This window comes from Flagellimonas okinawensis (genome assembly GCF_029194005.1).
Lineage (GTDB): Bacteria > Bacteroidota > Bacteroidia > Flavobacteriales > Flavobacteriaceae > Flagellimonas > Flagellimonas okinawensis.
This window is the reverse complement of record NZ_JARFVA010000011.1, coordinates 49,194-72,259: the sequence shown is the minus strand read 5'-3', so window position 1 is coordinate 72,259 and position 23,066 is coordinate 49,194. Positions and strand designations below refer to the sequence as shown.

Annotated in this window: 20 protein-coding genes; 9 read left to right on the top strand and 11 right to left on the bottom strand. The window is 47.1% G+C overall.

Going from position 1 to position 23,066, the window contains the following annotated elements:
• Positions 1 to 23: 23 nt before the first annotated feature.
• Positions 24 to 677, bottom strand: coding sequence for a gluconate 2-dehydrogenase subunit 3 family protein (locus PY091_RS18535; protein ID WP_275649902.1), 654 nt, complete (start codon positions 675 to 677; stop codon positions 24 to 26).
• On the bottom strand, positions 677 to 2,395 hold the full coding sequence (locus PY091_RS18530; RefSeq protein ID WP_275650974.1) for a GMC oxidoreductase: 1,719 nt from the start codon (positions 2,393 to 2,395) through the stop codon (positions 677 to 679). Before PY091_RS18530 ends, PY091_RS18535 begins: the two co-directional genes overlap by 1 nt.
• Positions 2,396 to 2,646: 251 nt before the next feature.
• On the opposite strand from PY091_RS18530, the gene PY091_RS18525 reads away from it, so the two are divergent.
• Positions 2,647 to 4,104, top strand: coding sequence for an alpha-L-fucosidase (locus tag PY091_RS18525; RefSeq protein ID WP_275650973.1), 1,458 nt, complete (start codon positions 2,647 to 2,649; stop codon positions 4,102 to 4,104).
• A gap of 43 nt (positions 4,105 to 4,147) precedes the next feature.
• Here the strand turns inward: PY091_RS18525 and PY091_RS18520 are convergent, their stop codons facing one another.
• Positions 4,148 to 5,050, bottom strand: coding sequence for a helix-turn-helix domain-containing protein (locus PY091_RS18520; RefSeq protein WP_275650972.1), 903 nt, complete (start codon positions 5,048 to 5,050; stop codon positions 4,148 to 4,150).
• A gap of 154 nt (positions 5,051 to 5,204) precedes the next feature.
• Between PY091_RS18520 and PY091_RS18515 the strand changes: the two genes are divergently transcribed.
• The 3 genes from PY091_RS18515 (at position 5,205) to PY091_RS18505 (ending at position 7,072) form a co-directional block, all read left to right on the top strand.
• Complete coding sequence (locus PY091_RS18515; protein ID WP_275650971.1) at positions 5,205 to 5,768, top strand: hypothetical protein; 564 nt, start codon at positions 5,205 to 5,207, stop codon at positions 5,766 to 5,768.
• 55 nt (positions 5,769 to 5,823) lie between these two features.
• The gene (locus PY091_RS18510; protein ID WP_275650970.1) at positions 5,824 to 6,438 is read left to right on the top strand and encodes a nitroreductase family protein; all 615 of its coding nucleotides are present in this window, start codon (positions 5,824 to 5,826) and stop codon (positions 6,436 to 6,438) included.
• A 100-nt stretch (positions 6,439 to 6,538) separates the two neighbouring features.
• A complete protein-coding gene (locus PY091_RS18505; RefSeq protein WP_275650969.1) occupies positions 6,539 to 7,072 on the top strand; it encodes an NADPH-dependent FMN reductase in 534 nt (177 codons plus the stop codon).
• 32 nt (positions 7,073 to 7,104) lie between these two features.
• On the opposite strand, the gene PY091_RS18500 is transcribed toward PY091_RS18505, so the two are convergent.
• From PY091_RS18500 to PY091_RS18480, 5 genes are all read right to left on the bottom strand, one after another.
• Complete coding sequence (locus PY091_RS18500; RefSeq protein ID WP_275650968.1) at positions 7,105 to 8,094, bottom strand: bile acid:sodium symporter family protein; 990 nt, start codon at positions 8,092 to 8,094, stop codon at positions 7,105 to 7,107.
• Between the two features lie 55 nt (positions 8,095 to 8,149).
• Positions 8,150 to 9,181 carry an LLM class flavin-dependent oxidoreductase gene (locus PY091_RS18495; RefSeq protein ID WP_275650967.1) on the bottom strand — a complete coding sequence of 344 codons (1,032 nt, stop codon included), beginning with the start codon at positions 9,179 to 9,181 and terminating at the stop codon, positions 8,150 to 8,152.
• 36 nt (positions 9,182 to 9,217) lie between these two features.
• Complete coding sequence (locus tag PY091_RS18490) at positions 9,218 to 9,493, bottom strand: ArsR/SmtB family transcription factor (RefSeq protein WP_275650966.1); 276 nt, start codon at positions 9,491 to 9,493, stop codon at positions 9,218 to 9,220.
• A gap of 182 nt (positions 9,494 to 9,675) precedes the next feature.
• Positions 9,676 to 11,076 (bottom strand): Gfo/Idh/MocA family protein, encoded by a 1,401-nt coding sequence (locus tag PY091_RS18485; RefSeq protein ID WP_275650965.1) that lies wholly within the window; start codon positions 11,074 to 11,076, stop codon positions 9,676 to 9,678.
• A gap of 21 nt (positions 11,077 to 11,097) precedes the next feature.
• Entirely contained in the window at positions 11,098 to 12,456 is a 1,359-nt protein-coding gene (locus PY091_RS18480) for a TolB family protein (RefSeq protein WP_275650964.1), read from the bottom strand.
• 150 nt (positions 12,457 to 12,606) lie between these two features.
• Here PY091_RS18480 and PY091_RS18475 point away from each other — a divergent pair, with 150 nt between their 5' ends.
• A complete protein-coding gene (locus tag PY091_RS18475) occupies positions 12,607 to 13,332 on the top strand; it encodes an NUDIX hydrolase (RefSeq protein WP_275650963.1) in 726 nt (241 codons plus the stop codon).
• 1 nt (position 13,333) lies between these two features.
• On the opposite strand, the gene PY091_RS18470 is transcribed toward PY091_RS18475, so the two are convergent.
• The 3 genes from PY091_RS18470 to PY091_RS18460 form a co-directional block, all read right to left on the bottom strand.
• Positions 13,334 to 13,738 carry a response regulator gene (locus tag PY091_RS18470; protein ID WP_275650962.1) on the bottom strand — a complete coding sequence of 135 codons (405 nt, stop codon included), beginning with the start codon at positions 13,736 to 13,738 and terminating at the stop codon, positions 13,334 to 13,336.
• 14 nt (positions 13,739 to 13,752) lie between these two features.
• Positions 13,753 to 15,945: a PAS domain-containing sensor histidine kinase gene (locus PY091_RS18465; RefSeq protein ID WP_275650961.1), complete on the bottom strand. Its 2,193-nt coding sequence runs from the start codon at positions 15,943 to 15,945 to the stop codon at positions 13,753 to 13,755.
• Positions 15,946 to 16,056: 111 nt separating this feature from the next.
• Positions 16,057 to 16,758: an arylesterase gene (locus tag PY091_RS18460; protein ID WP_275650960.1), complete on the bottom strand. Its 702-nt coding sequence runs from the start codon at positions 16,756 to 16,758 to the stop codon at positions 16,057 to 16,059.
• Positions 16,759 to 16,800: 42 nt separating this feature from the next.
• Between PY091_RS18460 and PY091_RS18455 the strand changes: the two genes are divergently transcribed.
• The 4 genes from PY091_RS18455 to PY091_RS18440 all read left to right on the top strand — a co-directional run bounded on the left by PY091_RS18455 (position 16,801) and on the right by PY091_RS18440 (position 23,060).
• The gene (locus tag PY091_RS18455; protein ID WP_275650959.1) at positions 16,801 to 17,478 is read left to right on the top strand and encodes an ABC transporter ATP-binding protein; all 678 of its coding nucleotides are present in this window, start codon (positions 16,801 to 16,803) and stop codon (positions 17,476 to 17,478) included.
• 1 nt (position 17,479) lies between these two features.
• Positions 17,480 to 20,017 (top strand): ABC transporter permease, encoded by a 2,538-nt coding sequence (locus tag PY091_RS18450; RefSeq protein ID WP_275650958.1) that lies wholly within the window; start codon positions 17,480 to 17,482, stop codon positions 20,015 to 20,017.
• Positions 20,018 to 20,407: 390 nt separating this feature from the next.
• Entirely contained in the window at positions 20,408 to 21,862 is a 1,455-nt protein-coding gene (locus tag PY091_RS18445; protein ID WP_275650957.1) for a TolC family protein, read from the top strand.
• Positions 21,852 to 23,060 (top strand): efflux RND transporter periplasmic adaptor subunit, encoded by a 1,209-nt coding sequence (locus PY091_RS18440; protein WP_275650956.1) that lies wholly within the window; start codon positions 21,852 to 21,854, stop codon positions 23,058 to 23,060. The genes PY091_RS18445 and PY091_RS18440 overlap by 11 nt, the downstream gene beginning before the upstream one ends.
• The last annotated feature ends 6 nt before the right edge of the window (positions 23,061 to 23,066 follow it).

The window sequence follows — 23,066 nt, the reverse complement described above, 5'->3', positions numbered from 1 at the left end:
TTTTGTTGATGTATGCTTTGGGCCTATAGGGACCATGCCTTTCCACCGGTGAGGGTCTGTAGGTCGCCACAGGCGACGTACTCCCCTGGTATGGGCAGATAGGCCAGTACCTCTTCGCCCACATATTCTGAGGACTTGTAGGCCCAAGTGGCCAGGTCCCTCAGGTCGTTGGCAAAGGAGAAGCGTGCGATATCGTCGTCAAGACTGGCCTCGCCTCCCTGCATAATGGCCTGCATATAGCTCATGATGGCCTCGGAATGTGCCTCTTCCTCCTCATCGGAACGTTTCCTCAGATAGGCCTGCAGCGCAGGTTCTATGTCCGCGGGCTCTATGTCCATCAAGCTTTCCTTTCCGGAATCGGCCAGGACCTTGTCGTAGAACTTGTTCATTTTCATGACCACGAACTCCCTTTGCTCCAAGGGCATGACCTCGTCGAGGTATGCATCGATGAAGGTGTGCACGTTCACTTCCGTAGCGGAAGGGGTATCTGTCTTGGGAAGGATCACATCGAGGGTCTGTGCCATGGCATAGCCCTGTTCCTTGTCGAGGAAGCTGGGGGTCCACTCGGCATAGGCCGGTTTGTCCTTGCAACTTTGCAAGAGGGATAGCAATGTCGGAGTGGCCACGGCATAACCGAAGGCCAATCCCATATTCTTGAGTGCTGATCTTCTTTCCATTATATATTTCCTTTTTTAAGTTCTTGGGCGGCATGGTTGGCGGCCCTTGCCGTAAAGGCCATATAGGTCAACGAAGGGTTCACACAACTGGCGGATGCCATAAAGGCCCCATCGGTCACGTAAAGGTTCTTGCAGGTATGTACTTGGTTGAAACCGTTCACTATGGAAGTCTTCGGGTCACGACCCATACGTGCTGTCCCCATCTCGTGGATACCAAGACCAAGTGCTCCGGGATTGTCGTAGGGTTGCACATCCTTCAGGCCTGCCTTGGTCAACATTTCCACGGCCTGCTCTTTCATATCCTCTCTCATTTTCCATTCATTGTCATGGAACTCGGCATCAAAGGTGATGGTCGGTAGGCCCCATTGGTCCAATTTGTCATAATCCAAGGTCATCCGGTTATCCTCATAGGGCAATACCTCTCCGAAACCTCCCATACCAAATGTCCATCCACCTGGTTTGAGCATGGCATCCTTATAGTCCTTGCCATAGGATAGCTCCGATACGCTCTCTTCCCAGTTGCCCCTGCTGGCACCGCCTTGGTAACCATATCCCCGAATGAAGTTTTTCATATCGGAGTCACCTCCTAGGTTCCTGAACCTTGGGATGTATATACCGTTGGGCTTTCTGCCCTTGTAATATTTGTCCTCAAATCCATCGAACTTGCCCGAGGCACCTACACCTAAATGGTGGTCCATGATATTTCTTCCCAACTGATCGGAATCGTTGCCCAGGCCATCGGGGAACCTATCGGATTTGGATTGCATCAGGATAGAGGTCGTGGCCATGGAAGAGGCACAAAGGAAGATTACCTTGGCCTTGAATTCAAAGGCTTCCTTGGTCTCCCTGTCAATCACCTTTACACCCGTTGCTTTTTTGGTATCGGGATCGTAAATGACCTCATGTACGATGGAATCAGGTCTGAGGGTCAGGTTTCCTGTCCGCTCCGCAGTGGGCAGGGTCGAGGAAACACTGCTAAAATACCCGCCAAATGGACATCCCCTGATACAGCGGTTCCTGAACTGGCAACGGACACGTCCGTCACCCTCGAATTTTTTATCACTGTTGATGTGGGCCGTCCTACCGGCGGTCACCACACGGCCGTTGAACTTATCGGCCACCTGCTCCCTAAAATGCTGTTCCACGCAGTTCAGGTCCATCATGGGTTCGAATATTCCATCAGGTAACTGGGGAAGCCCCAGGTTTTCCCCGGAAACACCGATAAAACTCTCCACTTTGTCGTACCAAGGTTTGATATCCTTGTAGCGAATAGGCCAGTCCACTGCAATCCCATCTTTTTTATTGGCCTCAAAATCGATATCGCTCCATCTATAACTCTGTCGTCCCCACATTATGGAACGGCCCCCTACGTGGTATCCGCGCATCCAATCGAAACGCTTGGTCTCGTTGTAGGGATGTTCCAAGTCGTTTACGAACCAGTGTTTGGAAGGTTCGTTTACGGTATAGCCCGTTCTTGCTTGTTTTTCCTGTGTTTTGATGTCCTCTCGGGTGCGCTGTCCCGCATGGGGAAAATCCCAGGTGTCCATATTGGCCGTTGGGTAGTCCTCGCGGTGCCTCACCATGGGCCCTCGTTCCAGAACCAAGGTCTTTAGACCGTTCTCGCACAGCTCTTTGGCGGCCCAACCACCACTGATTCCCGTACCGACCACAATGGCGTCATAGGATTCCTGTTCTTGGTTGTAATAAAATTTGCTCATTTGTTTGATTAATTATTATCCGTGTAAGATATCAATTTCCATTTTTTTATGGTAAATAAAATTGGGATTTAACCTTAACAACCGATGGGAAATTTGTTGAATTGTTCTTGTGCAATGGGATGAAGGGCGATGGTCCATTGATTTGATGCTGGATTTTTCTATCTAAAGCAGCAAAATTTTATCTTGCGGAATGCCGCGACTCCTTTAAATCAAAATAGAGGTAGGGCACAATTGCAAACCAGAAGTATATCATGATGCGAGCCACGGAATTTTGGATCATTCCCATGCTGTTATGGGCAGTGACATCCTGTCAACATAAAAAGGAGGTTGCCGAGCCAGAGCCCTTGGGACCGATACCTACAAAAGATCAAATGGCCTGGCATCGGATGGAAATGAACGCTTTTGTCCACTTTTCGATCAATACCTTTACGGACAGGGAATGGGGATATGGCGATGAACCGCCGGAATTGTTCGATCCCTCCGCTTTTGATTCCGATCAGTGGATGAGCGTCTTGGAAGAGACCGGCTTTAAAGGTGTGATCTTGACCGCCAAGCACCACGATGGTTTTGCCCTTTGGCCATCGGCCTACACGGAGCACTCCATAAAGAACAGTCCATTTCGATCGGGCAACGGGGATGTGGTCCGGTCCGTCTCCGAATCTGCGGCCAGGTACGGACTGAAGTTCGGGGTTTACCTCTCACCATGGGACCGCAACCATGCCGATTACGGGAACCCTTCTTACATCGACTATTACAGAAACCAGTTAAGGGAGCTGTTCACTGGATATGGGCCCATTTTTGAAATGTGGTTCGACGGGGCCAATGGGGGTGATGGCCACTATGGGGGCGCACGCGAGCGAAGGACCATCGACAGAGAGCATTATTACGATTGGCCCAATACCCTTGGCATGGTGGATTCCATTCAGCCACATGTGGTATTTTTTAGCGATGCCGGGCCCGACTTGAGATGGGTGGGCAATGAACGGGGCGTTGCTGGAACGACCAATTGGAATACCATTTCGCCGGATACGCTCTATGCGGGCAAGGCCGGTATCGAAGATCTGCTGCAAAAGGGCACGGCCGGGGGAAGTCGATGGATACCTGCAGAAGTGGATGTATCGATAAGGCCCGGTTGGTTCTATCACAAGGATCAAGATTCTTTGGTCAAGACCCCTGAAGAACTTTTTCAAATCTATTTGACCTCCGTGGGGAGGGGGTCTAATTTATTGTTGAACGTACCGCCCGATACCACAGGGCAGTTCCATGCCGAGGATGTCATGTCCCTGCAGGGTTTCAAGAAAATATTGGACAGTGTTTTCCAACATGATCTAGCACGGTCGATCCAAGTGTCGGCAAGCACGGTCAGGGGAGGGGACCGAGAATATTCGCCCTTGAATCTGACCGATGGAGATCCCGCTACTTATTGGGCCACGGATGATGGGATCACATCGGCCTCGCTCACCTTGGAACTTGATGGGGAGACCGAGTTGGGTTACTTGCTATTGCAGGAATATATAGAATTGGGCCAACGGGTCGAGGCCTTTGACATACTTGTTTGGAAGCAGGGTCAGTGGAAAAAAGTGACTGGAGGAACCACGATTGGTTACAAGCGCATACTTCCCCTGGATGGAGTGCGCACATCAAAGGTCAAAATAGAGATCAAGGAAGCCTTGGGATGCCCTTTGATCTCCAATGTCGAAATATACTGAGATGTCCAAAGGGCAAAACACTTGATCCCTTGTACATTCTCGACTAATGCATTGTCCTGTAAGCGTTGGGGGAGTGTCCTACCTTGTTCTTGAACAAACGTGAAAAATGTTGGGGATGCTTAAAACCAAGTTCATAGGCGATCTCACTAACGGTTTTTGAGGGGTCGAATATGCGTTCCTTGGCCACTTCGATGATCTTGGACTGGATGATCTCCAAGGCGCTCTTGCCCGTTTCCTTCTTGATCAGGTCACCAAAATAATTGGCCGATAGATATTGCTCGTTCGCAAAATACCCAACAGAGGGACAGCCCAGTTCTCCGGCCAAGCCGGAATGGAGGTATTGGTGCAGTGAGCGCTTGAAGCGGTGTACCACGCCATCATTGGCCACGTCCCTGGTTATGAACTGCCGATCGTAGAATCGAGAGCAATAACGCAGAAACAGCTCGATGTTCGATACGATGAGCTCCTTACTGTGCTTATCGATGTCCCGTTCCAGTTCAAATCGTATCTTATCCAGGCAATCGAGAATGATCTGTCTCTCCCATTGTGAGAGGTGCAATGCTTCGCTCAGTTCATAGGAAAAAAAAGAGTACTTGGAAATGATCTGGCCTAAATTGGTCTTTAGCAAAAGATCGGGATGGAACAACAGGGCATGTCCCGAAGGGATGTAATCATCGCTGTTTTCGATCTGAACGATCTGGCCAGGACCGATAAATACCAGGGTGCCTTCCTGAAAGTCATAGTACTTTCTGCCATATTTCATTATGCAGTCCGGGTTTTGTTTTAAAAAGATCCCGTAAAAATTGAACTTGAGGGCCTCAATGCCCTTTTGGGAATTTCGCTTGAGCTCGTGCAGATCCATTACGCTGACCAAAGGGTGCTGTGCGGTTTGTTCGAACCGCAGGCAGTAATCGTTGACGGTATCCAAATTTATGACCTTCTCCATAACACTACAAGGTAACCAATTGGAGGGAGCCGGACAACAGTGGTTGATGGCCTCGTGCCATTATCCGTAAAAATGGTAGGTGTTTCTGTAATACGGGTACTGTCATAACTACCCTTAGGTGCTATCTTTGAGATAATTGACCAACAAACCCATCATGAAAAGTATCTACCTCAACAGCGGGTGGTGCAAGGCCATGCCAAGTGTTTTGCCATGGCTTAGTGTCCGACCGTATATCTTTTATTTTGCGATGACGCTGTTTTGTCTGTTCCTTAGCGAGAATGTTTTTGCCCAAGAAGGGAAGAAGCCTTTCTTGGATGATTTCAGTGGTACGGCCAGTGTCACCAATAACGGTATATCCCTGATCCCCTCTTTTTCATTGGGTGATCCTGCCCTGATTTTCGACCTGAAGTTCAAAAAAGGTAAATTGAGCTTTGAGCCCGATATGCGCTTTGCCCTGGAAGGCAAACCTTGGACCTTTATTTTTTGGTGGCGCTACAGGGCGATCGACAAGGAAAGGTTTTCACTTCGTGTGGGAGCGCATCCCGCCCTGAACTTTAGGACGATAAGCATTGTGCGCAATGGTCGATCGGAAGAGATTCTCGAATCAAGAAGGTATTGGGCCTGGCTTTTATGTATCCGCCCATTTTCTAAATCCAAAAGAACTGGCTGGGGAGTCCTGAATGTACTTCAAAAAGCAATTGCGTCAATATGTAGATGAAAAGAGACAATCAAAAATCATTTGAATCCCTATCATTGTAAAAAAAGAAGACGAAATGATCATAACTACAGAAGAAGACCAAATTAGATTAGGAAAAATTGCGGATAGCGAATATGAAATTTATGCGCTGCTCAAACAGCGATACAGTCCAAGAATTTTTAGGGAGGAGAAAATAAAGTCCGGACACATTAAGCAATTGTTCGAGGCCGCGCGATGGACGGCAAGTTCTTTTAACAGGCAGCCATGGAGATTCATCTATGCTGAAAAGGGAACAGAGGCCTATGATAAAATGGTGGACTGCATGAGCGATTTCAACAAATCTTGGGCAGTCAACGCACCACTATTGATATTGACCGCATACAAGGAAAAAACCGAAGAAGGCAAGGAGAATTTCCATGCCCTTCACGATTTGGGTCTAAGCGTGGGAAATATGACCGTTCAAGCACAGTATCTGGATATTGCCCTGCACCACATGGCGGGCATCAATTGGGAAAAAGCACAAAAGGTCTTTGATGTTCCCGAAGGGTACCATGTAAGTACTGCGATAGCTGTGGGTTATTATGGTGGCAATATGGAAGATCTGTCAGAAGACCTGCAGGAAAGTGAAACAGCGGAACGAACAAGAATGCCACAAAAGGATTTTGCCTTCGAAGGCAAATGGCAAAGTTAATCGGTCTTTGACAATATATATTTTAAACCCCAATTGATTGGTGATGATGGAGGATGCATGGTATTTTGGTGATATAAACAAAACATCAACTACAAACAATATGAAGCTACTTGTCTTCAATGGGACCATTTCCAAAAAGCTCAATACGGCCAATCACATTATTACTTATCTAAGAACTACGCTGGAAGGTATGGGGATAGAAATGGTGGTGTACAACCTGGTAGACCATCAAATCCCAATTTTTTCGGAGGATGCGGAATCGGTGCCCCAAGCGGTATTGGATATGGTGGAACTGTTCCGAAGTTGCGATAAACATATTTGGTTGACCCCTTTGTACCATGGTGGCATGGTAGGGGCAATGAAAAACTGTCTGGATTGGCTGATTGTCAGTGCAGGAGAAAAAAATCCCTATCTGAACGGGATAAAAGTAGCATTGGTATGTTGGGCATTTGGAGGGAATGCTTCCAGCGGCATAGACAATATGAGGGTCGTCGCCAATACACTGCGCGCATGGACCTTGCCCTACAATGTCCCCATTGTCATGCAGGATTTCTATGATCGAGGAACCAAAAACATTTCCATAGGGTACCAAGAGAAGTTGGAAAGGGCCATGGGTCTTTTATTGGAGAATTGACCCTAGGGTGACCTGAATCCACTTTACTTGGGTCAATCCGCTGACTCGCCGATACTATCGCGCCTGGATAATTTCGAAGCAATGATACTGATGATAAAGATCTGGGTTGCGTGAAAAAGCATGAGGGGCAACAAAATTATACCGATGGAAAAGGAAGCAGGGAAAAGAATGCTCGAAAATACCGTTCCATGGACCAAAGATTTTTTGGTGCCGCAGAACCGGGCGGTAATGGTGTCCTCCATGGAAAAATGCATGCGTTCGGCAAAAAGCCCGATCAGCCAATAAACCAGAAAAAAAAGGACCAGGACCCCAAGGTATATCAAAACCAACTGCTCCAATGCCACGGTATCGAAAACCCCGTCCTCGAAGGAATGGACAAAACTTTTGTAAATGATCAATAGGATCACCGATTTATCGAACAGGGTAAGATAACGGCCATACCTTGAGGCAAAACCGCCCAAGTACCTGTGCAGCAAAAGTCCGAGGGCCACCGGTAAAAGAATTTGTACCACCAGGTCCGTGTACACTTCCAGTAGACTGAAATCCGTGGCCCGTTGTTCTAAAAACAGGCCCATCCATAGCGGGGTTATCACTATACCTATCAGACCCGAAATGCTCGCATTGAATATGGCAGCAGGGATATTTCCCTTGGCAATGGAGACCATCACCACGGATGACGATACCGTAGAGGGCAGGGCTGCCATGAATAGGAATGCCAGCCAGATGTTGAAATAGGTTCCCGATCGGAACATGGGGTATAGGGCCAGGACCAGTAATGGGAACACCAAAAAGACAAAGGATTGTACCAAAATGTGCAAACGCCAGTTCTTTAATCCATGGCGAATTTTTTCAGGATTGAGTTTAAGTCCATAGAAAAAGAAGATAAGGGATATCCCTACTCCGGAAATGGCGTCCAAGGGTATGGAACTTTCCTTGCTTGCCGGACCAGGGAAAAAGTAGGCCAGGATGATCGCCATGATGATACCCATGACGAATCTGTCAATTTTAAACGATTTTTTCATAAATGTTTCCAACGATGTCTTGACTTGGGAATTAAATGATGTAGGGACTACAGGGTCAGTCCATTGCGACCTCGGCCCCTTGATCGATTTCCTCCATGACCTCTGCAAAGAGTTCCGCTGATCGGATTCGCTGATTGGTATCGTACATGATGGAGGATACCATGAGTTCGTCGGCCTTGGTAAGCTCAAGGAATTCCCTGACCTGCTCCTTTACCGTTTCTTTGCTCCCAACAAAAGAATACCTGGTCATCTGCATGATAGCAGGATGCTGTCGTACTTCTTTTAAACCCGTGCTCATATCGGTAGGAGGTTCAATGTACTGACTTGTTGTTCCCGATAGGATGTTGATGACCATACGGAGGCCAGAAGTATATAAGCGTTCCGCTTCCTCATCAGTCTCCGAAACAATGGCATTGATTCCCGCGATGACATAAGGCTTTTCCAACACTTCGGAGGGCTGAAACTGGTCCCGGTATATCTCCAGGGCATTGAACAGCTGAGCAGTCGCAAAATGACTCGCAAAGGCATAGGGTAACCCTTTTTGGGCCGCAAGCCGCGCACTACTGGTACTGGAGCCCAAAATATAAATGGGAACGTCAACCCCTTCGGCCAAGGGTACCCGAACCTTTGAGGTTCGATTGGCCTTGGAAAAATAGGTCTGTATTTTTTCAATATCGTTGGGAAAGGAGTGGGTAGCCTCTATAAATCCGGGATTGATGGCCTTCGCTGTGGGCTGGTCCGTACCCGGTGCCCTTCCCAGGCCCAGGTCGATACGCCCCGGAAAAAGATTTGCGAGTGTCCCGAACCTTTCTGCGACGATAAAAGGGGAGTGGTTGGGGAGCATTACGCCCCCGGAACCCAAACGTATGGTTTTGGTCTGTTGAGCCACATGGCCGATCAAAAGGTCAGGGGCACTACTGGTAATGGCCGGCATGTTATGGTGTTCAGCAAACCACATGCGGCTGTAACCCAGGGATTCCGCCCTTTGTGCCAGGGCGACGGTGTTGGCATATACTTGGTCAACAGAGCTATCTTTTGGAAGAACGGCGAGTTCAAGTATGGAATAAGCTGTTTTTTTTGAATTCATATATTTATATGTATCGATATATTCAAGAAATAAAAATCACAATTTTTTCAAGGATTCCAGATAGCTTTCCATAACCTCCTCGTTTAGGGAATAAAAATAGAAGCGACCTTCCTTTTGCGGCTCTATCAATTCGGCATCCACCAATTTTTTGATGTGGTGGCTTACCGAGGGCTGTGATAGGTTCAAGGATGCGGTGATCGTACTGCACTCCAGTTTGCCATCACAGGACTGGATGGCCTTCAATATGCTCAGGCGGTTGACATCGCCAAGGGCCTTTGAAATCTTTTCGATGTGTTTTAGGTCCAAAATCATTTGATATATTGAAACATGCAAATGTATCAATAAATAAATTTCCCGACCAGCTTATCGGGAAATTATATTCTTGAGTTGAATCCAAGGGGGACAATGGCCGATAGGGGTTAGGGTAAAACAATCCAAGATACCCTTTACTTATATTCCATGTCCCCTTGATCTTTAATGTGATAAACGTGCCCTTATACCAATTGGAGCTTAACGGGATCCCATGTCATGATCTTTTTTTCAAAGTAACTGGTGTTACAGGCCAAAGCGGGAGCCGCAGCCCTAAAACCAAATTCGGCATCCTCTATAACCGTCTTTCCAGACCGGATGGCATCAAAGAAATTGGTAAAATGATCCAGGTGGTCGCTATAGCCCTCCGGGGCTTTATAAATCACATCCCCCTTGGGATGTCTTTTTTGTTGTGCTTCACTCCATTTTTTATCGTAGGCCGCTTTCATGCGGTCCTGCATCTCCTCGGGAAAGGTGAACACAGAATCGTACCCTCCAAAGCCGGGTGCCTCTGGCATTTTACTATAGCCCACTGTAATATCATTTCTGTTGATGGTAATGGTGCCTTCGGAACCGATCAATTGTATGATCTCCTGTCCTCCCGTACCACTGATAAAATTCACACGTAGGTTCAATTGAAAAGCAGGATGCTCCTCGCTTTTTGGATATTGCATGACCCCGGACATCACATCGGGCATATCCCTGCCATCCTTCCAGTAACTGAACTGTCCAGTACTGTAGATATCATTGGGTCCTTTGGAATTGGTGATAAAGTGCGTACCGCTCAATAAATGGATGTACAGGTCACCTGCCACCCCTGTTCCAAATTCACTGAATGCCCGCCACCAGAAGAATTTTTTGGCATCAAAGGCCATTTTGTCCGTTACCTCAATAAAGGTTTCCCAGTCAGTGGTCTCGGCACTGGCGTCGTCCGGAATGGTATATTCCCAGGCCCCGATCGAACTTTGACGGTCCCAAGCTGCTTGCACCATATTGAGCTCACCGATCTCACCTGCGGCCAATAGTTCCTTGGCTTTGGCATATCCCACACTGCTCACCCTTTGGCTTCCCACTTGGAGAACCTGACCGGATTTTTTGGCGGCCTCCATGATGGGGTAGCCCTCTTCGATCTTGTGCATCATGGGTTTTTCCAAGTACACGTGCTTGCCCTTTGCCAAGGCATCCAGTGTGATTTTGGAGTGCCATACATCCGTGGTGCAGATCAGCACCGCATCAATATCGTCCCGGTCCAAGAGGTCCTTGTAATTTCTGGTCACGTACAGTTCCTTCCCATATTGTTCCTGTGCGTTTACCAATCTTCCTTGATATAGGTCGCAGATACCCGCGAGTTCCACCCCGGGTACGCGCAGGGCGGTGTTGAGGTCGAAGTGTCCTTGGACACCATAGCCGATAACCCCGATGCGTACCTTGTCGTTATTGGCAAACTCCCGGTCATATCGTAGTATCCGCTCTTCCGCTTTTTCCTGTGCTGCAAAGGATGCAAAGGGTGTCGCAGCTGACACCAGGGTGGTCGCCCCTATCTGGCGCAAAAATTTTCTTCTCTTGTTTGGATTGTCGTTTTTCATGTGCTTTGAATTTATGATGGTTTAGTTGACGGAGTAACTTACAAATGCCAATTTTTTACTGTCCGGGCTCCAAGATGGTACGTTGATCGTGCCCTGACCTCCGAAAAATACAGGGGTAATATCCTTGATCTCCTTGGTCTCTACATCCATGAGCCTCAATTTCACCTGTTTTCCGAATAAATGGTCCTGCTTTTGATCCGAGGTATAGGCAATATACACGATCCATTTTCCGTCAGGGGAAGGATGGGGGAACCAATTGGAATTTTCATCAAAGGTCAACTGCTCTTGTCTGCTCCCATTGGATCGCATACGCCAAATCTGCATGTGTCCAGACTTGTAAGAATTGTAATAAATGTATTTCCCGTCCGGGGAATAATCGGGGCCATCGTCCAGACCCGCTGCCGTTGTCAGTCTTTTTTCCCTGCCACCATCAACACTGATGGTATAGACATCAAAGTTGCCATTGCGCTCGGCGCAGTAGGCCAATCTTTTTCCGTCAGGGGACCACCCGTGCCAAAAGGACATGACCTCGGAGGTTACCCTTCTGGGCTTGCCCCCTTCGATGGGCAATACATAAATAGCCGATTTATAGGCTTTTGGGGAGGGATCGGATCTATCATTATGGCTGATGGCCAACCATTTGTTGTCCGGTGAAATACCATGGTCGTTATTGCTCTGGTCGGCAAAACCGGTATCCAATGGTTCAAGTTCTTTGGAAGAGAGGTCCAAGGTGTACAGTTTTCCTTTACTGTTGACGATCAGATAATCGTCAGGGTGCCAGTTGGGGGCCTCAAAATGATCATCGATGGTCAATACGGTCTCGATTCTTCCCGTTTCGATATCCACTGTTTGGATATAACTTGTGGTATCTATTTTGTTTTCCGGTGGATGATCATAAAAATGGTTCGATTGTCCGACCAGTTTCCATTGGCCATCAAATTTTTCCAACATACGTACCTCGTGTGAAAGCGTTTCCTTACCATCCGTACCCACGGAAACCTCATCATGGCTTACCCAGGCGATCTGTTCCCCGATTTTCATCTGATGATTGGTGTGGAAGGCGAAACCTCCTTTTCCCATCATGCCCTCTGGAGGATCCATAATGGTTTTGGTGGGAACATCCAAGGTCCTACCGTCCGCGGTCGATACGAGAATGCGTCCATATGGACGTTCTGCCCAGCAGTCTGCATGGGCCTGTTTGTCCCCCATTCGCCATGTAAGTCCTTCTTTCTCCAGAAGTTTGATGATGGCCAAGGAATCGGTTTGCTGTGCATGGGCAAGGGAACCGATAAGTGTTCCCAAGATCAAAAGGAATGTCCGTTGTAAAATAAGACTTGTATTCCCATGATAGGATGCTTGATAATCAGTGGTTTTCTTCATTTTGGATTTGTCTAGTTGAAGTGTGCATGATAAATATACATTTTATTTTCTAAATAATAGATAATAGAATTTTTATAGTTTTGAAAATCGTTGGCACCTTCAAAACAATGTTAACTTTGTGCATTACCGAAAGCACGAACTATCACGGCAATGGAAAGATTTCAAAAGGAAAAATATATCGCACAACTCTCGATCGATTGCGTGATCTTTGGTTATAAGAACAAGGAGCTGAAAGTACTGATTTCCAAACTCAGTTATGGAGAGGGGCTTTGGAGCTTACCGGGCGGGTATATCCTAAAGACGGAAAGTATCGATGAGGCCGCTTCCAGAATATTAAAGGAGCGTACAGGTCTGAACAACATTTATCTGGAGCAGTTTCGGGCCTTTGGAGGAAAGGATAGGATCATTGGGAGCGAATACAGGGAAATGGTAAGGTCGGGCCTTAAGAGCTTCGATCCCGATAGGTTTGACGATGAGGCCATAGATTGGGTGACCGATAGATTTGTGTGCCTAGGATATTATGCCCTGGTGGACCTGAACAAGGTCAACCCGAAAATGGGGGAATTCGAGGAATTCTTGAAATGGGAAGGAGTAGAAGAGTTGCCTCATATGACGCACGATCATAATAGCATTGTGGCCGCAGCCCATAAAGCACTGCGTCAAAATCTAGATGAACAGTTGATAGGTTTCAATCTGCTTCCGGAGACCTTTACCATGAAAGAGGTAAAGGAGCTTTACGAAGCTGTCTACGACAAGGAATTTCCCATGAACAATTTTCAAAAGAAAATATTGGGTCTTCAAGTCTTGGAACGGCTCGGTAAAAAATATACGGGAGCACAGAACAGGGCTCCTTATTTGTATCGTTTTAAAAAATGAGTTATTCGTCCAAATTTTTCAATTGTGCCAATAATTCTACCAATTGGCTCTCCTCTATCGGTTTAACAATATAATTGCTTACCACTTCATAGGTTTTTGCTCGCTCCAAATCGACCGGATCAATGGATGAGCTTACGACGTATACCGTTATCTTTTTTCTGTTGTTATGTGGTATTTGCACAAAGTCGTCCAAAAAGCCCCATCCGTCCTTAATGGGCATATTAAGGTCTAAAAAAATAATGGATGGCAGCGTTTCATTCTTTTCCACAGCTTCCAACAGGGCGTCAATAGCTTCTTGCCCATTGTAGAAGGCCAGGATTTCTTTCGAAAATTCAACCCTCTTAAGGAGAAGTTTCATTCCAAATTGATGGATTGGGTCGTCATCGACGATATATGCTTTATTCATAGGATTCAATTTGTTTAACCTTTTACCAGTGTTACACGGAATGTAGTGCCTTGTCCAGGCTTGCTTTCGACAGAAATCTTACCTCCCATGGATTCTATTTGGTTCTTCGTGATAAAAAGGCCGATACCCCTCGCGTCTTTATTTTTGTGAAAGGTTTTGTACATGCCAAATAATTTTTCGCCATGGCGATCCAGGTCAATGCCCAAACCATTGTCCATAACTTCAAAAACGATATGGTTCTCCTGTTCGTAGGCTTTTATGGAAATCTTATTGGCTTTTTTTTCAGTGTCCCTGTATTTTATGGCGTTTGACACCAAATTCAGGACAATACTCTCTAGATAGGCCAAGACCCCTTTGACCTCCATTTCTTTGGGTACCGCTACCTGGACCTCAATATTGTTCTGATTGATCAGCGCCTGAATGTCCATAAGTACTTTTTGAACGATATAGGACAGGTGGATGGACTTCAGTTTTTTATCCGTTTCCAATTTCACCTGTACCACCTCATTGAGGTGGGAAATAGTCTCATTGAGACCGGAGGATGCCCTGGTAAGCATGCTCAGACTGTCCTCCCGTTCAGCCTCCCCTAGGGTCTCGTCCGTCAAAAAACTGCTGATCATGGTCAGATTGGCTGCATGTGACCTGAGGTTATGGGAAACAATGTGCGCAAAGTTCAATAAGCTGTTGTTCTGGTTGGTGGAGAGCTCCAATAGTCCCTTTAATTTTTTCTCGGCCTTTTTTCTGGTCGTGATATCCACGATCTGTGAAATGAAATGGGATATGTCCCCATGAATGTTCCTAGCTGCGGTAACTGTTAGGATGATATATACAATCTCCCCTTTTTTATTGAAATATCTTTTCTCGATTTGATAGGTGCCTCGCTTACCTTGTATCAATTCTTGGAGTAATTTTAAATCGATTTCAAGGTCGTCTTCATGGGTGATGTCTTGGAATTTGAGACTCAGGAGCTCATCCTTGGAATATCCCAAACTATCGCAAAGGCTTTGGTTTACTTCCTTGAAACCTCCTTGTCTGTCAACCAAGGCCATTCCAATGGAAGAATTCTCCAAAGTGCCCTGTAAAGATTCCTCACTTTTGATCAATTGAAGTTCCGTGGTCTTCAAATTGGTGATATCCTCGTTGACACCGATCATTTTTATAGGGTTGCCTTCCATGTCACGAATGGTTGTCGCCTCGGCCTTTATCCATCTCACTTCCCCATTGGGCCATAAAACCCTGAATATCGTATCAAAATCCTTTATTCCTTTCATGGCGAGCTCTACTTCCTCGACCATCTTTTGCTTATCATCCGGGTGTACACAGGATTCCCAGGCATCGTATACCCCTTCGAAATCCGATTCTTGGATACCGTAGAGTAGATACATGTTGTGGTCCCAGTACACCTGGTCTTCTGGAATGTTATATTCCCATATACCGATCCCGGCACTTTTGGTCGCTAAGGACAGCCTTTCACTGACTTTGTTAAAATCGAGCTCTATGTTTTTCTGTTTGTCTATATCTTGGAATGTACCTACTATACGAACACACTTACCATAGATCATTTCCGGTTCTCCAATGGCCCTCACCCAAATTTCCCTGCCCTTGGCAGTCACGATAATTAGCTCCGTGTCCCAAGGTTTTCCGGTTTCAATGCCATTTTGTACCAATCGTGTGATGGTTTCCCTACTATGGCCCTCCTTATAAAATGAAATGCCTTTCTCCAGGTCGGGAACATAATCTTGGGGTACTTCATGTATTTCCTTGGTGATTTGTGTCCAATAAATACTGTTTTTTACCAAATCAACTTCCCATCCACCGATACGTGCCACCTCCTGTGATTTGATCAAAAGATCTTCCTCTCTACGTTTATGGGTAATATCCTCTAGGATGACCAATATACTGGGTGGCATGTCCCTATCTTCATGGATACTGCTGATTTTCCAATCATACCATATGGCGTCACCATTTTTTAGGACAAGGCGTTTGGTGCCGGACCTTTGTTCAATGCCCTCCAGGCAATATTTGATATCGGATTTCAGCTCATTTGGCAATTTGGGCATAGCCTCAAAAAAATCTTTGCCCTCAATATCATTGTCCAAATTGAATTGTTTCAACCATTCTTTGGAAAAATCGACAAAGGTGAGCTGTTCGTCCAATAGGGCAAAAGGAACCGCAGCATGATGGAAAATGGATGGGTTAACGGTCATTGAGGAATTCTTTTGATTGTTAAATTTATCAAAACAAGATTATTCCCACAATAGTATGTAAAAACTTCTTTTTTTTCTTGTACGTTTTGGAAAGCAACTTTCTCTTATGTCCTAAAGCATTGGACCTAAAACTTTCCAAACATTCTGGGCCACGATTTTTTGTCCCTTTACAGTGGGGTGGATACCATCACCTTGATTGAGTTCCGGGATTCCGGCAACATCTTCCAGTAGGAATGGTATTAATTCAATGTTTTCGGATTCGGCCAATTCTGGAAATATGTGTTCAAATTTTGAGGTGTATTCCGGCCCCATGTTGGGTGGGATCATCATCCCTGCAAGAACAATCCTGGCCTCTGGCAATTTGCTCTGTACTTTATTGACCATTTCCTTCAGGTTCTGCTCGGTCTCGGTCAGAGGTACGCCCCTGAGACCGTCGTTGGCCCCTAATTCAATGATGACGATGTCCACATCATCAGTCAGCACCCATTCCAATCTGTTTTTTCCGCTGGCCGTGGTCTCCCCACTCAATCCGGCATTGATCACCGTATAATCCAAATCCAAGGAATCGATTTTTTGTTGGATCAGAGCAGGGAATGCTTGGCTTACTTCCAGTCCATATCCGGCAGTTAGACTGTCACCGAAAAATAGGATCTTCTTATCGGTTCCACTGCTCTGGGTTACTTCCACCTCTTCCGCTGTCGATATGGCTGCGTCCTCTTTTTTTGGGCCTTTTTCACCACAACCCAAAAGGAGGGTCGTCAAAAAATAACAAAACATTAACGGGAAACTAAAGCTTGGGATTTTCTTGGTCATGGGCAATTTTAGTATTTTGAGAGTTTTAACCAAAAGCGTGTTATGTCAAAGATATTAAAAGTTCAGCAGCTCTCTAAAACCTACCGGAGCGGTGAGCACGACCTCAATGTTCTCAATGATGTTTCCTTTGAAGTGGAAAGTGGTGAAAGTTTTGCCATTGTCGGCCCCTCGGGAAGTGGTAAGACCACCTTGTTGGGTCTCTGCGCCGGACTGGACGTTACGGATAAAGGGGATATATGGCTGTGTGGACAAAACCTTTTTGCACTTGATGAGGACGGAAGGGCACGCTTGAGGAACGAGAACGTTGGTTTCGTATTCCAAGATTTCCAACTGTTGCCTACCTTGACTGCCCTGGAGAACGTAATCGTTCCCTTGGAGCTGAGAGGTGTGAAAAAGGCATCGGAACAGGGAAAGGAACTATTGGCCAAGGTCGGTTTGCAGCATAGGGAAGGACATTATCCGTCCCAATTGTCCGGTGGGGAACAACAGCGAGTGGCCCTTGCCCGTGCTTTTGCCAATAAACCTTCCATATTGTTCGCCGACGAGCCTACCGGGAACCTGGATGATGAGACCGGCACCAAAATAGAGGACCTCCTCTTTGAACTCAACAAGGAGCAAGGGACGGCTTTGGTCATTGTGACACACGATCTGGAACTGGCCCAAAAAACGGATAAGAGCATTCGCCTGAGATCGGGCAAAATCGAGGAAACCATTGGGTAATATGGAAAAGAAAAAAGCAGGATTTTCATGGTTGCTCAAAATGGCGTGGCGCGATGGTAAAGCAAGCTATGGTAAACTATTATTGTTCGTTTTTTCCATAACCCTTGGGGTCGCCGCCGTGGTGAGCGTACACTCCTTTAGTGGGTTGCTCAAGGAAAATATAGCTTCACAGTCCAAGGCCCTTTTAGGTGCGGACTATGTGATAGAGAGCGACAAGCCTGTCAACGACAGGGTAATCGCTGTAATGGACTCCCTTGGTGGGGCTGATGCCCGGGAAATCAATTTTATGTCCATGGCCGCTTTTCCTGGTAACGAAGGTACCAAGCTCATGGAGGTCAGGGGAGTGGAAGGCGGTTTTCCGTTTTATGGAGAATTGGAGACCGAACCCAACGATGCCGCAAAGACCTTTGCAAATGGTGGGGCCCTAGTGGACGCCACCACAATGTTACAACTCGGCCTTAAGGTGGGCGACAGTATCAAATTGGGCGCCGTGGTCCTTACCATTGCCGGTGAACTGGAGAACGTACCGGGAAGCACATCCTTTTTTGGGGCCATTGCGCCACCCGTGCTGATCCCATTTGGGCAAATTGCCTCCACTGGTCTTGTGCAGACCGGTAGCAGGGTCGAATATAAATATTACTTCAAGGCGGGGGAAAATGATGATATGGCCCTTTTGGACGATAAGTTAGACCCTGTGCTCGATGCCGAGGATGCGGATTTGGATACCCATTTGTCCGAAGCGCGGCGGTTGGGCAGACGCTATGAAAACTTTGGAAAATTCCTCAACCTGGTCGGTTTTATCGCATTGCTCTTGGGATGTGTAGGGATCGCGAGTGGAATGGGCATATATGTGCAGATGAAGATCAGGTCCATTGCCGTACTCAAGTGCCTGGGAGCCTCAAAACGCCAGAGTTACATGATCTTTTTCATCCAAATAGCCTGTATGGGACTGTTGGGCGGTCTGATGGGCACGGCCATTGGATACGGGCTCCAACAATTGTTTCCCATATTGTTGGGTGATCTTCTGCCCGTTGATGTCGCTATAACCTTTTCTGTTCAGAGCGTTGTGCTCGGGCTGTCCCTTGGATTGGCCATGTCAGTGCTCTTTGCCCTCTATCCTTTGATGAAAACGCTATATGTTTCCCCATTACAGGCCTTGCGCGTGGTACAGGAAACACAGTCCCGTTCCAAATGGGCGACCTCGGCGGTCGGGTTGGGCATTGTCCTGTTCGTGTTCTCCTTTTCCTATTGGCTCTTGGGCGATCTTATGCGTTCCCTGTTCTTTGTGGTAGGTTTGCTGGTCGTCTTTTTGATCTTGACCGCAGTGGCCCGTTTCTTTATGGCCCTATTGAAAAGGTTTTTCCCTTATTCGTGGAGCTTCATAGCCCGACAAAGCCTAAAGAACCTCTTCCGACCACAAAATCAGACCTTGGTGTTGGTACTTGCTATTGGTATCGGGACCTTTTTGATCAGTACCCTTTATTTTACAAAGGACATGCTCTTGGAAAAAGCGGCCATAGAGGACAGTGCCAACAGTGCCAATATGATTCTGATGGACATTCAGAACCAGCAGGTCGATGGGGTATCCAAAACTATATCCGATGCAGGTTATCCGGTAATAGATAACATTCCGATAGTGACCATGAGGGTGGAGGAAATTAAAGGCGAGCATGTGGATAAGATCAGAAAGGACACGACTTCCCAAGTGGGGCGTTGGATACTGAACCATGAGTTCCGGGTGACCTATAGGGAAAACCTTATCGGTTCCGAACGGATTTTGGAAGGTGATTGGGTCGGACAAGTGCAATCGGACACCAAGGTACCCATTTCCGTGAGCAGTGATTTTGCACGAATGGCAAAAGTGACCATAGGTGATCCTGTGGCCTTCAATGTTCAGGGAAGGATCATGAACACTGTGGTACAGAGCATACGTGAAGTGGATTGGAGCAGATTGCAGCCCAACTTCTCGATTGTATTTCCTTCGGGGATCCTCGAAAATGCCCCTCAATTTGGGGTGATGACCACCCGGACTACCGATGATATGGGATCGGCAAAACTTCAACAGCAATTGGTGAGGCAATTTCCCAATGTCTCCATATTGGACCTCAAGCGGATCCTGTCCCTTTTGGAGGATATTTTGGGCAAGATCGGATGGGTGATCAATTTTATGGCCTTCTTTAGCATCTTTGTAGGGGTGGCGGTTCTTATGGGAGCCATCTATAGCAGTAAGCACCAGAGGGTCAAACAAGGCGCTTTGCTAAGGACGCTTGGTGCCCAAGGAGGTCAAATTCTTAAAATGATCGCCATTGAATATGCCATCCTGGGGTTTTTGGGTGCGTTCATGGGTGTTTTGCTCGCTGTTTTGGGCAGTACCTTATTGGCTTATTTATTGTTCGAAACCGCTTTCTCTCCATCTTGGATTCCGTTCGTTGTCATATTACCGGCCATAACCCTCTTGGTTTTTGCACTTGGCGTGGGAAACAGTATCGGTATTGTCAGGAATTCACCACTGGCGGTCCTGAAAAAGGAAAAGGAATGATGGGTCATTACCATTATTGGAGATGCTTTCATGAATGGACCCTGCCACAGGACCCCATACCCTTGGAAGCTTTGAGCGTGAGACCTATTCTTTTTTGATGCGCAACCTGTAGCTTTATATTGACATGGGAAGAACAACTGGGATGTATGGATTTAGTTGTTGTATGGTAGCTGATTGGGTAGGTTCCATTATATAACGACTGTTCTCAGACCACTTACTTTTTAATCAATAGTCAGGTCCATATTGTACTGTAAGCCCCTTAAGAAGTCAAAAATTGACGTTCAGGGGGTCCGTATGGTTGTTGAAACGGTTTTATTTTTAAAAAACCTTGAAAATCACGTACTTAAATAGGCATGGTTCTTAAAGGGACCGTATCCATCAAATCAAGGTATGAGAAAAGAAACCATCTTGGGAATACATCCAAAGGTAGGCCGTTGGCGGAGCTTGGCCTTGTTTTTCCCCTTATCCGTAATTGTAACGCTCTGTTTGAACTGTTCCCCAAAATATTCAGAGATATCCCCTCCCATCAAAGAATATCAGGAATTCACGTCAACTGGGGACAGTGTCGTGACCGAAAGATGGTGGGAAGTTTTTAAAGATCAGCATCTGAACGCCTTGATCGATAGTGCCATGGAATCCAATATGAATTTGGCGGCCACATGGCAGCAGTTTTTGGCGACCAAGGCCTCCGTGAGATCACAGGCTTCCAATAAATGGCCTTCTCTAGAAGCCTCGGCCCAAACCGCAAGGACACTTCCCGAACCTGATTTTGTCGGTGGGGAAAATACGCAATTGGGATTCCTTTCCAGTTACGAGCTCGACCTATGGGGGCGAATCGGTACTGCTGTCAATGCAGAGAAATTCAGATCCGAGGCCAGTTATTTCGACTATCAAGCCCTTGCTCTTTCCCTATCGGCCGAAATAGCCGGTACTTGGTATCAATTACAGGCGGCCAAAGAACAATTGCGGATTACCGAAAATCAGATAAGGACCAATGAGGCCATCATCAAATTGATCCGTTCCCGTTTCGTGGGAGGACAGATCAGGGCCGTGGATATCTTGCGACAGGCACAACTGTTGGAGAGCACCCGCGAACAGAAGATCATTTTTGAGACCAATGTACGCTTGTTGGAGAATCAATTGGCCGTGCTCTTGGGCAAACAGCCCCAAGCCATGATCATCGAGACATCTTCTTCCTTGCCGACCATTTCCGGACTGCCCGAAATCGGTCTTCCTTTGGAACTGGTCAGGAGAAGACCCGACCTTAAACGTTCCTTCGCCCAGTTACTGGCCGCGGACAGGGATATGGCCTCCGCAGTGCAGAGCAAATATCCAAGGATATCGTTGAGCGGTAGAGGGCAATTGCGTTCCAATAATTTTGATAACCTTTTTGATAATTGGGCCTATTCCTTGGCGGGAAATATCCTAGCCCCTCTTTTTTATGGAGGTCGGCTGAATGCCGAAGTGGACAGGGCCACTGCTATCAAACAGCAACGGTTGTACGAATATGGACAGGCGACTTTGGTCGCTTTTCGTGAAGTCGAGGATGCCCTGGTCCAAGATATCAACCAGTTAGATCGACTGGAAAAGATCGAACGGCAATTGGAGCTTGCGGAAAAGAGCAATAAACAACTTCGAGTGGAATTTTTAAATGGGTTCAGTCCTTATCTGGACGTACTGTTGGGCCTGGACCAAGAACAACAGTTGAGAAGGGACCTGGTGGCGGCCCGATTACAACATGTACAGATTCGAATCGGCCTTCATCGCGCATTGGCGGGAGGATTTGATTCGGGAAGAGACATTGAAAATGGACAAAGTAAACTGGACGAACTCTATGAACAATAAAAAAGTACTCTATATCTGCCTGGCCATTTTGGCGGCAGGAGCATTGATCACGGTGTTGATATTTTCCACCGAGCCTGAAGCCCAAAGTGAAGGGGCATCGATTGAAACTGCTATTTTGGTCGATGTGGTAAGCACGGAGAAAGGTACCAACACACCGACCATCGTCGCTACCGGAACCGTACAGCCCGTGGAGGATGTGATCTTGAGTCCATTGGTGCCCGGACAGATTATCCGACGGGACCCGGCCTTTACCCCGGGGGGATTTGTCAAAAAAGGGGAGGTGCTCTTGCAGATAGACCCATCCGATTACAGGAATACATTGGAACTCAGGAAAAGTGAACTCCTTCAGTCGGAAACGGCCCTGGCCACTGAAATGGGACGCCAGCAAATTGCCGAACAGGACCTTGAACTCATCAACAACGATTCCCTCTTCGGGGACAATCCCCTTTCCGATAACGAAACACAATTGGTATTGCGCCAACCTCAGTTGAATGCCGTAAAGGCAAACATAGAGGCTGCCAGGGCCAATATGAACCAAGCTCGATTGAACTTGGAACGCACCACGATACGTGCGCCATTTGATGCCCATATCCTAACGCAGAATGTCACGGTGGGATCCCAGGTTTCCCAAGGTGATGCCCTTGGGCGGATTGTGGGGACCGATAGTTATTGGGTCATCGCCACGGTGCCCACATCACGTCTCCGATACCTCAAATTCCCAAGCTCGGGCAATGAAAAGGGTTCCGGGGTGGAAATCGAAAACCCTTCGGCATGGCCCCAAGGTGCCACTCGAAAAGGCTATTTGGATAGGCAGATCGGAGCCTTGGACGACCAGACCCGATTGGCCAGGGTACTGGTAAGGGTCCACGATCCCTTGGCAACAGGGACTGAGCTCGAGGGAAAACCCAAATTGATGATCGGAACCTTTGTTGAGGTCAATATCGAGGCCGACTCCATTTCGGATGTGGTCAGGCTCGATCGAGATCTGGTCAGGACGGATCAAACCGCATGGGTGATGAAAGACGGTCTGCTTGAAATAAGGGAATTGGATATTGTGCTCATCGATAAACAATATGCCTATATCCGTGAAGGGTTAAATGATGGGGACAAGGTAGTGACCACCAACCTCAGTACAGTGACCAATGGAATAGCACTGCGGACGGGCTCCGATGGGAACCCGAAAGGGGAAACGAAATAAGTTAAA